The sequence below is a fragment of the Glycomyces niveus genome, assembly GCF_017592475.1.
GTDB lineage: Bacteria > Actinomycetota > Actinomycetes > Mycobacteriales > Micromonosporaceae > Glycomyces > Glycomyces niveus.
On sequence record NZ_JAGFNP010000015.1, the window covers coordinates 58,521 to 70,627 of the forward strand.

At 69.9% G+C, this 12,107-nt stretch carries 12 protein-coding genes; 9 read left to right on the forward strand and 3 right to left on the reverse strand.

What is annotated here, in order from left to right:
- The first annotated feature begins 47 nt into the window (after window positions 1-47).
- Entirely contained in the window at window positions 48-635 is a 588-nt protein-coding gene (locus tag J5V16_RS21665; protein ID WP_208499070.1) for a class I SAM-dependent methyltransferase, read from the forward strand.
- Window positions 636-637: 2 nt separating this feature from the next.
- Here the strand turns inward: J5V16_RS21665 and J5V16_RS21670 are convergent, their stop codons facing one another.
- The gene (locus J5V16_RS21670) at window positions 638-1,312 is read right to left on the reverse strand and encodes a DUF6766 family protein (RefSeq protein WP_208499071.1); all 675 of its coding nucleotides are present in this window, start codon (window positions 1,310-1,312) and stop codon (window positions 638-640) included.
- A 98-nt stretch (window positions 1,313-1,410) separates the two neighbouring features.
- Window positions 1,411-1,809, reverse strand: coding sequence for a hypothetical protein (locus J5V16_RS21675; RefSeq protein WP_208499072.1), 399 nt, complete (start codon window positions 1,807-1,809; stop codon window positions 1,411-1,413).
- 125 nt (window positions 1,810-1,934) lie between these two features.
- Between J5V16_RS21675 and J5V16_RS21680 the strand changes: the two genes are divergently transcribed.
- From J5V16_RS21680 to J5V16_RS21715, 8 genes are all read left to right on the forward strand, one after another.
- On the forward strand, window positions 1,935-3,332 hold the full coding sequence (locus J5V16_RS21680) for a cellulase family glycosylhydrolase (RefSeq protein WP_208499073.1): 1,398 nt from the start codon (window positions 1,935-1,937) through the stop codon (window positions 3,330-3,332).
- Between the two features lie 130 nt (window positions 3,333-3,462).
- Entirely contained in the window at window positions 3,463-5,718 is a 2,256-nt protein-coding gene (locus tag J5V16_RS21685) for an alpha-L-arabinofuranosidase C-terminal domain-containing protein (RefSeq protein WP_208499074.1), read from the forward strand.
- A gap of 201 nt (window positions 5,719-5,919) precedes the next feature.
- Window positions 5,920-7,374 (forward strand): hypothetical protein, encoded by a 1,455-nt coding sequence (locus tag J5V16_RS21690; protein WP_208499075.1) that lies wholly within the window; start codon window positions 5,920-5,922, stop codon window positions 7,372-7,374.
- Window positions 7,362-8,480: an ARPP-2 domain-containing protein gene (locus J5V16_RS21695; protein WP_208499076.1), complete on the forward strand. Its 1,119-nt coding sequence runs from the start codon at window positions 7,362-7,364 to the stop codon at window positions 8,478-8,480. Before J5V16_RS21690 ends, J5V16_RS21695 begins: the two co-directional genes overlap by 13 nt.
- Window positions 8,477-8,836: a hypothetical protein gene (locus J5V16_RS21700; RefSeq protein WP_208499077.1), complete on the forward strand. Its 360-nt coding sequence runs from the start codon at window positions 8,477-8,479 to the stop codon at window positions 8,834-8,836. The genes J5V16_RS21695 and J5V16_RS21700 overlap by 4 nt, the downstream gene beginning before the upstream one ends.
- Window positions 8,833-9,264, forward strand: a complete 432-nt coding sequence (locus tag J5V16_RS21705; RefSeq protein ID WP_208499078.1) for a hypothetical protein — start codon at window positions 8,833-8,835, stop codon at window positions 9,262-9,264. Before J5V16_RS21700 ends, J5V16_RS21705 begins: the two co-directional genes overlap by 4 nt.
- Window positions 9,265-9,340: 76 nt before the next feature.
- On the forward strand, window positions 9,341-10,486 hold the full coding sequence (locus J5V16_RS24715; protein WP_208499079.1) for an AAA family ATPase: 1,146 nt from the start codon (window positions 9,341-9,343) through the stop codon (window positions 10,484-10,486).
- Window positions 10,487-11,323 carry a DUF7192 family protein gene (locus J5V16_RS21715; protein ID WP_208499080.1) on the forward strand — a complete coding sequence of 279 codons (837 nt, stop codon included), beginning with the start codon at window positions 10,487-10,489 and terminating at the stop codon, window positions 11,321-11,323.
- Here the strand turns inward: J5V16_RS21715 and J5V16_RS21720 are convergent.
- A complete protein-coding gene (locus J5V16_RS21720; RefSeq protein WP_208499081.1) occupies window positions 11,320-11,949 on the reverse strand; it encodes a TetR/AcrR family transcriptional regulator in 630 nt (209 codons plus the stop codon). The two genes, J5V16_RS21715 and J5V16_RS21720, sit on opposite strands and share 4 nt — an antisense overlap.
- Window positions 11,950-12,107 lie beyond the last annotated feature (158 nt).

Consider the following 12,107-nt stretch of genomic DNA (forward strand, 5'->3'; position numbering starts at 1 on the left):
CGCAGCCTGGCTTGAAAGTTGCAAAGCACAAGTATCGGAGGTGTGTCATGCCACGCCATTCACACGAGCACCAGCGCCATCATGAAAGCGGCCCCATCGAAGGCCGCCAAAGCGACCGCTACGACACCATCGCCCGCCTGTTCGCCAAGCCGTTCTACAGCCGCATGGCCAAGGAAATCGCCGCGTTCGCACCGAAGGGCGCAACCGTGCTCGACGTGGGCACCGGCCCGGGCATCCTCCTCAAAATGCTGATCCGAGCCCGGCCCGACCTGCGGATCACCGGCATCGACATCGCCGCCGACATGATCGAGCACGCCAGGCACAACCTCGCCGACCTCGCGACCCCGCCGGACCTGCGCGCCGCCGATGTCGCCGACCTGCCGTTCGAGGACGACCGCTTCGACCTCGTCATCGCCACCTTCAGCTCCCACCACTGGGACGACCCCGAAGCCGGTGCCGCCGAGATCGCACGGGTCCTTCGCAGCGGCGGCAGCCTGCGGATCTACGACTTCCGTGACGCGCCCTTCGACGCCGTGACCGGACAGCCCGGTCTCGCGGACTTCCGGGAGACCACGTTCCGCTCCGTCTGGAGCTGGTTCATGAAGGCCACCCGCCTCGACGCCACCGCGGTCTGACCTCAGCCCGACTTCTCGGTCGTGTCGTGCGAGGTGCCGACCGGCTTGGAGTCGGGGGAGCCGCGCTGGCGCCAGTACACGCTGAAGACCGCGAGCGAGCCCACGGCTAGCAGCTCCGACTGCCAGTTCTGCAGCGTGCGGTTCCAGAACTCCGCGACCCCGAGGTAGGCCGGCCAGCTCACCGGGTCCTGGAGCTCGGCGATCTGCTCGGCGTTGTACACGCTCAGGCCGGCCACCGACTGGGCGAACCACGACAGCAGGAAGATCGCGGCCATCGCGATGCCGAGCGAGCGGGAGAACACGGCGGTGCGCCAGCCGCCCGCCTGCGCCCACTTGGGGGAGTCCTCGTCGGCGTACCGCCCGACCTCCTGCTGCTCATCCGATTCGGTGCCGATCTGATCCATCGGCTTCGACTCGGGCGAGCCGCGCTGGACGAGCCACACGGTCGCGAACACGTACAGGAAGAACTGGAGGTACTCCGACTGCCAGTTCTCCGCGACGTTCACCGCGAAGTCGCTCGAGGCCAGGTACTGCAGCAGCGTGACCTCCGCGCCGCCCTGCGAGAGCTGCCGGTCGTTGAAGTCCGCCTGCCCGGCGAAGGCCTGCCCGACGAGCGCGGCGAGGAACATGGCGCCGAAGCCCACGCTCAGGCCGTTGTCCCGCAGGAAGCGCTTCATTCCCCCTCCTCAGAGTCGCAGGAGGCCGACGGCGATGAAGTACGCGAGCCCGCCGAAGACCACGACCAGGTAGGCCGCGAACATGCAACGCCGATCCATCAGCCACCCACCTCGCACTTGTAAGGACGCTCGCCCTGCGGCCGGCATCCGGCGGCGGCGACCTTCCAGCCGTCCTCGAGTTCGACGAGGAACAGCACGTCCGAGTCGGTGCGCACCTGGGCGCGGTCCCCCCAGACCTGGACCTCGCCGACCGCGCCGCTCGGCAGCTCCTCGGGGTTGAGCGAGGCCTCGCACGCGTCGCCCTCGGAGGCGACGAGCGCCGCGACGGTCTCCGGCGCGAGCGCTTCGCACGCGGCGGCCGCGTCGCCCCGACCGACCGCCGCCGCGAACGCCTCGGCCGCGGCGGCCGCGCCCGACTCCCGCTGGCCGGTCCCGCAGCCCGCGGCTCCGGAAAGCATCACCAGGCCACAGGCGGTGGCCAGCGTCGCGCGAAACATCCCCCCATTGTTCCCTCTGTCCGGCCCCGGCAAACGCCACTTGACGCGACCGCCAGATATTGACAAACTCCGATATACGGTTGGGAGCGCTTCCCATCGAACCGGCATTCGACGAAGGGCAGAACATGCAACCCGGTACAAGACGAAGACTCACCGCGATCATCGGCGCGGCCGCCGCGGCGCTCAGCGCCGGGGCCGTCACCCTCGTCGCGTCCCAAGGCGCGAACGCCGCCCCGGGCTGCGAGGTCGACCTCAACGTCGTCAGCAGCTGGGGCTCGGGCTTCCAGGCCAACGTCAGCATCACCTCCGCCGAGGCCGTCGGCGACTGGACCGTCGAATGGGACTTCACCAGCGCTGTCTCCGGCATCAGCGCCTGGAACGTCACCGGCCAGACCCTCAGCGGCGCGCACTTCACCGCCGCCGACGCGGGCTGGAACGCATCGATCGCGGCCGGCCAGACCCGCGAGGTCTTCGGCTTCACCGCGAGCGGCACCCCCGGCGACATCGCCAACGCCGAGGTCAACGGCATCGCCTGCGGCGACGGCGACGGCGAGCAGACCACCGAGCCCGAACCCACCGAACCCACCCCGACCGACCCCGAGCCCACCGACCCCGCGCCCGAGGGCACCCCGGTCCAGGAGCACGGCAAGCTCAGCGTCTGCGGCACGAAGATGTGCGACGCCTCCGGGGACCCGGTGCAGCTCAAGGGCGTCTCGAGCATGTGGCTGCACTGGCAGACCCAGCCGTACGCCCAGAACCTCCAGGCGCTCGAGTGGATGCGCGACAACTGGAACATCGACGTCTTCCGTGTCGCCATGGGCGTCGAGCCCGAAGGCGCGTACCTCGACGACCCCGCGCGGTGGAAGTCCGAAGTGGAGACCGTGATCGACAATGCCGCCACCGCCGGCGTCTACGTGATCGTCGACTTCCATGCCCATGCGGCGCACCAGCACCAGTCCGAGGCCGTCGCGTTCTTCAGCGACCTCGCCGACCGCTACGGCCACCTCCCGAACATCATCTGGGAGACCTACAACGAGCCCGAGCAGGTCTCCTGGAGCAGCCAGGTCAAGCCGTACCACCAGGCCACCGTCGCCGCCATCCGGCAGCACGACCCCGACAACCTCATCGTCCTCGGCACCCCGACCTGGTCCCAGGACGTCGACGTGGCCGCCGCCGACCCGGTCGCGGGCACCAACCTGATGTACACGCTGCACTTCTACTCCTGCACCCACTCGCAGTGGAACCGCGACAAGGCGAACACCGCCATCAGCCGCGGCCTCGCCCTCTTCGTCACCGAATGGGGCGCCAGCCACGCCGACGGCGGCCTCGACGGCCGCCTCTGCCTCGACGAGGCCCAGCGCTGGGTCGACTGGATGGAGGCCAACGGGATCTCCTGGGCCGCTTGGAAGCTCGACGTCGGCACCGACTCGACCAACCTGCTCTCCGCCGGAGCCCCGCTGACCGGCGGCTGGAACAACCATCTCCGCGGCCACGGTCCCTTCGTGGTCGAGAACCTCAGGTAGGCAGGCGAACGCGGCCCGGACCGCTTGGTCTGGGCCGCGTCGTGTGCCGCGCGGGACTTGACAGGGGTGGGTCGGGAACGAGTAGAGTAATGCGACTTTACCGATAAAGACGCCGGGAAGGCGAGACACCATGACCCAGCGAGTCGACCTCCGAGTGGGCGCCGCCGTAGCCGACGCGGCCCCCGAGCTGTGGGGCCTGTTCATCGAAGACCTCAACGACGCCCTCGACGGCGGCCTCAACGCCGAACTCGTCCGCAACGGCGACTTCGAATTCGCCCCCACCGACCGCGAAGGCTTCCACCCCCTCACCGGCTGGACTGTCGAAGGCGCCGCCGCCGTCGCCACCGACGACCCGCTGCACCCCAACAACCTGCACTACGCCACGCTCACCGGCCCGGCCGCCATCACCAACGAAGGCTGGGACGGCATCGGTGCGACCGAAGGCCAGCACCTCCGCCTGGTCGTGTTCGCCCGCACGGTGACACCCGTCCGCCTCGGCGTCCAGTTGGGCGACCTCGCCGAAACCGAACTCGAAGTGGAGGCAGGCGGCTGGCAGCGGCTCGAAACCGACCTCACCGCCACCGCGACCGGCCGGGGCGAACTGCGCCTCAGTGTCCCCGACGGCGCGGCCGTCGACATCGACGCCGTCTCCTTGCGCCCCCTCGGCGCCGACGGCGAACCGCTCACCTTCCGCCCCGACCTCCTTGCGGCCCTGCAGGACCTGAAACCCAGCTTCATCCGCTTCCCCGGCGGCTGCCTCGCCCACGGCCACGGGCTCGACAACATCTACCACTGGAAGCACTCGGTCGGCCCCCGCCACGAACGCGTCCACGCCCGCAACACCTGGAACTACCACCAGAGCCGCCAGATCGGCTACACCGAGTACTTCGAGCTCTGCGAGGCCACGGGCGCGACCGCCATCCCGATCGTCGCCGCCGGCGTCTGCTGCCAGAACTCGCCCGGCGGCCAGCACGCCATCCCCGAGTCCGAAATGGATGCCTACATCCAAGACGTCCTCGATCTCGTGGAATACGCCAACGGCGGCACCGACACCCCCTGGGGCGCCAAGCGGGCCGAGCACGGCCACCCCGAACCGTACGGCCTGCGCTACCTCGGCCTCGGCAACGAAGACCAGATCACCCCCGACTTCCGCGACCGCTCCGCCCGCATCGAAGACGCCCTCCGTGCCGCCCACCCCGAGATCATCGTCATCGGCACCTCCGGGCCCATGACCTCCGGCGCCGACTACGACGCCGGATGGGCCTACGCCCGCGAACGCGGCCTCCCCATCGTCGACGAGCACGGCTACCAGAGCCCCCGCTGGCTGCAGCAGAACCTCGACCGCTACGCCGCCTACGACACCGCCGGCCCCAAGGTCTACCTCGGCGAATACGGCAGCTGGTCCAGCAAGATCCGCTCCGCCCTCGCCGAAGCGGCCTACATGATCGGCCTCGAACGCAACCCCGTCGTCCGCCTCGCCTCCTACGCGCCCCTGCTCGCCCGGGTCGGGCACTCGCAGTGGACGCCCGACCTCATCTACTTCACCGCCGAGGACGTGCGGCTCACCGCCCCGTACTACGTCCAGCGCGCCTTCGCCGCCGAACGCGGCGAGCGCATCCACGAGGTCGAACTCGAAGGCGCGCAACCCGTCGCCCGCGAACTCCCGAAGGAAGGCGCGGTAGCCGTCAAATCGAATCGCGCTGCGATCGCCTTCAGCGACATCACGATCGACGGCAACCCGATCTGCGACGCACGCACCGGCCCGGGCGGCGACGGTGTCGTCCTCGCCCAGATCGACCCCACCGCCACCGAGCTCTCGTTCACCGCCGTCCGCGAAAGCGGCACCGACGGCTTCGGCATCCGCCTCGGCCCCGCCGACCCGCACACCCACATCCGGGTCGACTTCGCACCCTGGCAGAACAAGAACACCTCGGTCTTCCGCCACGACGACGGCATCGGCAACCACGAGTCCGACCACCTCTGGACCGGCATGGAAGACGGCGTCCCCGTCCACGTCCGCATCAAGCTCGACGGCCCCCGCGTCCAAGTCTGGGTCGACGGCGAGCCCCACCACGACCACACCCTCGACACCCGCCCCGAACACCGCGTCGCCGCCGGCGTCCTCTCCCGCACCGTCCCCGACGGCCTCGAATACGTCACCCGCCTCGTCAACGCCGAAGACACCCCCAAGACCGTCCACATCGCCCTCGACCCCGGCGCCTACACCGCCGACATCGAACTGCTCACCGGCACCGGCCCCGACGAAGGCGCCCTCTTCGAAGCCTTCCCCGCCCCGCCCACCCGCACCCAGACCAAGGGCGACAACGGCATTGCCATCACCCTCCCGCCCTGGACCTTCGCCTCGGCGGTGATCCGCCCAGCCTGAAAGCAGCGAGGCCCGGCGAAAGCCGGGCCTCCGGCCCATGTCCAATCTCGATAGCGGCGCATGGTGAAGCGGCAGTAAGGTGAGCGGTGCCGACCGCGGGACTCTGGTGCGACTCCCGGATCCGTTTTGTTAGCGCTAATTCGCTTTCGTGCCACTCACTCCCCGGTCGGCGCCCCTTCCCCTCGAGACCCCGGACGCCTCATGGAACTCGTCGCCGACCGCACCGCCGCTGAGGACGTGCTGCTGTTCGTCAACGCCGCCATCGCCTCGACCGGGCAGCGCGAGTTCCATTCCGACGCCGACGCGCAGCAGTGGTCCATGGAATTCCTGCACGAGTACATGCTCGTCAACTACCGGGACCTGTACGCGGCCACGCTCACCCTTGGCGTGAACGACCGCAACGCCGCCGCGATCATCATGCGGCTCTTGCAGACCGGACGGGACGCGAGCGTGGCCCAGCGGGCGGTCGAGGGCCGGCTCATCGCCAAGTCGCTGGCCGAGATGCCGACGAACCGGGTCTACCACCTGTTCACGGCCCTGCGGAAGGCCCGGGTCAACAACCGGCGCACCCGCGCGATCATCCGCGAGTGGCTCGTCAACCGCCCCGACCCCGCGTTCGAGGCGGTCAAGTACCGGTCCGCATTCCAGGGCGCGGTCCGCCACGCGCACTTGAAGGTCGACGACCTGCCCGCCGGCGAGATGGACGCGTTCCTGTTCGGCCGGCAGGCGGCGGGGCGCTTCGCCACGCCCCTGTTCGAGTCCTGGCGGCGCGCCCACTTCGATCGGCGCGCCGTGTTCGAGCTGCCGTACACCGTAGCGGAGGGGTTCGCGACCAAGCACCGGATCAAGCGGGCCGACTTCCTGGAGCAGATCGCGCCGCAGCTCACGCGCGGCGAACGGCTGCGCCTCCAGCGGTCGGCCGCCCGGATCGGCGCGGCTCACCTCGTCGCCGACGTCGCCGATCTCTCCCGGATGCCGCTCACCCGCCTTGCCGCATACGTGCTCGCGCTGACCGTGGAGGAGCGCGAAGAGCGGCGCCTGGAACTGACCGACGCGCTCCGCGCGGCCGCACTGCGCGTCGCGGGCCTGCGGGCCGGGACCTGGGGACGGGTCGCGGCCGTGCTCGACGACAGCTTTTCGGCGAGCGGATCGAGCGAGAAGCGGCGGCGACCGCTCGTCGTGGCCCTCGCCGCGCACTTCCTGCTGCGGGAGCTCGCCACCGACTACCGTCCCTTGTGGCTCTCTGGCGGCGACGACCCGCTCATGGTGCGCGCCCGCGGCGTCACCTCGCTCGGAGAGCGGATCCTCGACGGCCTGGAGACCCGGCCCGATCTGCTGGTCGTCGTCTCCGACGGCTGGGACAACGCGCCCGTCGGCATGGCCGCCGAAGTGCTGCGCGTCTGGGAGGAACGCCTCGACCCTGAGGGCAGAACCGCTGTCGCCCACCTGAACCCGGTGTTCGACGCCGCGGGACTGGAAGTGCGCCGCCTCTCGCCCACCACCCCCACGGTCGGCATCCGCGACGCCGAGGACCTGCCCGAGCTCGTCGCCTTCGCCCGCTTCGCCACCGGCCGCACCGGCCTGGCCGAACTGCGGGCGCACATCGAGGCCCGGGTCGCCCGCCGGCTCACCGAGGAGACGCCGTGCAGCACTTGACCTTCGACGGCCTCCAGACCCGTCCCGGCCAGGTCTGGGGCGGCATTCGGCTCGTGCCGCTCGTGCGCGACGAGCCCATCACCTCACTGCGCCTGCACCCCAACGGGTTCTCCGAGGAACCGGCCCGCGGGTACGAGCCGCGCTGCTGCTACTCGCCGCACGGCCTCGTCGCCGAATGGACCGACGACGGCACTGCCGTCCCCGCCCTCGGCACCGCCCTGTGCATGCCCGCCAAGACCGTACGAAAGTCGCTGCGGCCCAAGACGAAACTCGAACGCCGCACCCGCGTGCACTTCGTCCCGCACCAGACCGCCCTCGAGGCCTTCATCCCGCTCACCTTCAAGCGCCCCGCGATCGCGTGGAAGGCATGGTCGACGCGGGCGTTCCGCGTCCCCCCGCCCGCGCAAGAGCGCCCGTACGCCGGCTACCACGTCGAAGGGCTCGCCGACGCCCTCCGCATCTTCGAGATCCACCACGGACAATGCGGGGTGCTGCTGTACGTCGCCGACGCGCTCGCCGCCGCCGTCGTCACCCCGCACCCCGACGACTACCGCGCCCTGCACCCGACCCTCGTCGAAGACGCGTTCGGCGAACTCATCTGGCGGTACGCGAACCTCCACGGCGACGTTCCGGACTCTCGCGTCCACCTTGACGCGTCCTCCATCGACACGATCGCGGACCTCCGCGCCGCGATCGACGCCGCCCGCCGCGAGTGGACCGACTTCCACGACGGCGTCATGGCCGCCGGCCTCCTCGACGCCGACTACGTCTTCACGGCCGAATACCAGATGGAGCGGTACACCCTCCAGCGGTTCCGCCCCCGCTTCGAACCCGGCCGCGAAACCCATGTGGGCGAAGCGATCACGGCCGACGACGGCCGCCTCGCCTACCTCCGCACCTTCCGGCTCTCCGAAGCCCAGGCCCGCCGCGGACGCCTCCTGCAGGCCCTCGCCGAAAACGACTGGAACCTCGAAGCCACGGCCGCCACCATGGGCATCGTGGTGCCCGCCCTGGCCGCCCGCCTCCACACCGCGGGCTACGGACACCTCCTCCGCGACGACCACCTCGCCCACCACCTGGCCGCGAACCGAAAGGGCACCCGATGACCACCACCACCCTGTGGCGCCCCTGCGGCCCCGCCGAACTCGACCTCGTCCGCGAATCCGGCTGGACCGCCTGGCCGCCCCGCCTCCCCGAGCAGCCGATCTTCTACCCCGTTCTCAACGAGGACTACGCGACCCGCATCGCCCGCGACTGGAACGCGCCCCGCGACGGCGTCGGCTACGTGACCCGCTTCGAAGTCGACACCGCGTTCCTCGAGCGCTACCCCGTCCAGCAGGCCGGCGGCAACACCATCCTCGAACTCTGGGTCCCCGCCGAAGAACTCGACGACTTCAACCGCCACATCACCGGCACCATCGAAGTCACGGCTGAATACCGCGACCCCGCGATCAAGCCGTGAACAGGGTCGAATTCGTCGTCGCACCCGACGGGTCGACCTGCCTCGACATCAAGATCGACGACGTGAGACTCCAAGAGCACGCCAGACGCGCCGAAATCACCTCAGCCGCAGCAGAAGGAGAGCCGGATTTGGCCGGCGCCTACGACGGCCTCACCCCGCTCCACGCCGTCTGCTGGCCCAGCCGCCACTTCCTGGGCGAACCGGCACTGCCCGCGACCGACGACGGCGACACCGTCCTCCTCGGCTGCGACTGCGGCGACTGGGGCTGCTGGCCGCTCGTCGCCCGAGTCGAGGTCGCCGACGCGGCCGTCACCTGGCACCACTTCAAGAACCCGCACCGCGAAGCCTGGGACCTGAGCCGCCTCGGCCCCTTCACCTTCGAACGCGCCCAATACGAAGCCTCGCTCCGCGCCACCGAACAGGTGTGACAGCGGCGGGACCCCTCCCGCCCGGCTGCCGGTACCAATGAGGAGGTACCTGCCCCCTGGCGAGACGGAGACCCCCGTGCAGCAGAAGACCCGCGACGAAGTCATGCGCATCGCGTACGACGTCGCGAAGCAGCAGCTCGACCGCCGCGACCACGACCTCACCGGCCTCGCCGAGAAGGCCGCGGCGAAAGCCACCCGAGGACTCCTGTCCATCCCGCACCAGACGATCAAGCGCATGGTCGAGAACGAGACCACCGCATGGACCGACGAGCAGGAACGCCAGATCGCACTCGCACGCGACGAGCATGAGGCCCTCCTCGAACGGCTCCGGCACGACTACTACGCCGAAGTCGAGGAGACGCGCGCCGAAATCGTCGCCAAGCTCGCCGTAATCGTCCGCGCCGAGATCGAATCGCAGCTCCCGGGCCTCCTGCCCGAACCCGTGCAGGTCCTCCTCCCCGAAGCACCGCGGCCCATCGACATCGAAGGCGCCGCGCACCACATCCTCCCCGACCTGCTGCTCGCCCTCCGTGCGCACTGCCACGTGCTGCTCGTCGGCCCGGCCGGCACCGGGAAGTCCATGCTCGCCAAGCAGGCCGCCGAGGGACTCGGCCTCGGCTTCCACGCCCTTTCCCTCGGCCCGACCACCCCGATGAGCAAGGTCTTCGGCTACTACGACGCCCACGGCAACTACCACGGCACGCCGTTCCGCCGCGCGTTCGAAGAGGGCGGCGTCATGCTGCTCGACGAGCTCGACAACGGCCACCCCGGGCTGCTGGGGGAGTTGAACCAGGCGCTGGCCCTTCGGGTCTGCGCGTTCGCCGACAAGATGGTGACCGCGCACCCGGACTTCCACCTGATCGCGACCGCGAACACCTTCGGCACCGGAGGCGACCAGCGGTACGTCGGCAGGCAGAGCCTCGACGCGGCCACATTGGACCGATTCACCATGATCGAGGTCCCGATCGACCCGAAGCTCGAACGCCGCCTCGCCCATGCGCACGCCCCCTCGAAGTCGAACGAGGTGAAGCGGCTCCTCAAGGAAGTGCAGCGGCTCAGGGGCATCGCCGAGCGCAAGCACCTCCCGCTGGTCTTCTCCCCGCGCGCGAGCATCGACGGCGCGAAGCTCCTCGAAGCGGGCGCCACCTACCAGCAGGCCCTCGAATGGCGCGTCCTCAGAGGACTCTCCGACGCCCACCGGAACGCGCTCGGAGTGCAGTAGATGGTCGTCATCAAGCCGCTCCACTCCTGGCGGGAGTTCCTCGAAGCCTCGCAGCGGCCGCCCTCCGTCTCGTACGGCTCGGGCCGCAACTCCGAGACCCATTGGGCGGGAGCCACCTTCGAAGAAGCCCAGCGGCTCGGCGTGGACGGCTGGCACGTCGACCTCCCCGACACCGACGTGGCCGTCGGCGAACTCCGCGAACGCGCGGGCCTCAGCCGCACCGTCACCGCCCTCGAACCCAGCTGGGACGTCACCGGCAGCGAAGTCGACGTCGGCGTCTACCTCTCAGGCGTCCCGGAGTGCATGGTCGACGCCGTGCCCCGCAGCACCTCCGTGCGCGGCCGCGTCGTCACCTTCCTGGTCCCCGCCACCTACTCGAGCAGCACACCGCACCACTACATCAGGAACCGCGGCCTCGCCCTCGCCGCGCTCTGCTCGGCCATCATCGAAGTCGGCCACAGCGTCGAGATCTGGAGCGGCTACGCCGCGAACCTCCCACGCACAGGCCGCTTCTCCGCGGTCGCCCGCGTCATCGCCGCGGGCGAACCGCTCGACATCGGCCGCCTCTGCTTCGCGACCGCCCACCCGGCGATGCTGCGCCGCCTGTGGTTCTCCGTCCTGGACACCGAGGACCGCGACTTCGTCCTGCGCCTGATCCTGGCGAACTACGGCAAACCGCCGTTCTCCTGCAGGGCGACCGACCTGCCCGACGGCATCAGCGACCCCTACGTCTTCCCCTACCTCGACGACCGCGAATCCCAGTGGCGCACCCTCGACGCCTCCCTCGAATGGAGCCGCACCACCTTCGAAGACCTCGGCCTACTCCGCGACCACTAGCGCCGGTAAGCCCTGAGGAACGCCCGCACGCCTTCGACGATGAGCGGCCGCACGCGGGAGTCCTTCTCCGCGTTCGCGGAACCGAGCCGGCTGAGCGTGACGCCGAACGTCAGCGCGATGAAGTGGTCGGCCGCGAGACGCGGGTCGGGGACCTCGAGCAGTCCCGCCTTCGCCAGCGCGGCGAACCGCTCGCCCATGGCCTCCTCGGGCGCGTTGGTGAGCGCGCGGTCGTCGGGGTGGGGGAGGTGCCCGGACGCGGTGTTCACGAAGCGCTGCAAGGTCGTGTACTCCGCCGAGTCGAGCATGTCGGTGGTGATCCGCATGGAGAACTCGACCAGGGCCGGTTCGAGCTCGGCGGGGTCGGTGAGGCCTTCGAGCGTGTCGGTGAGGGTGCGCCGGACCGTGGCCAGCAGCGACTGGCCGACCTCGTCGAAGACCGCGTGCAGCAGGGTCTGCTTGTCGCCGAAGTAGTCGTAGACCGTCCGCTTCGAGACCTGGGCCCGAGCGGCCACCGCGTCGACGCTCGAACGGTCGAATCCCTCTGTGAGGAACAGCTCACGAGCCGACGCGAGGATGGCGGCCCTCTTCTGTGCGGACCCCGCACGCAGCGTCTTCTCTGTCGGCATAGGCGCATCCTAACGGACCGCATGCGCGGCCCGGCCGCTCGCCACATCGAGAATGCACTACACCGTGTAGTGTAGTCTTCGAAAGCGTCAGTCCGAGGTGATCGCCAGACCGCTTCTGGCGCTAGGTGATCGGTGCTGGATCCAGTAACCGACCACAG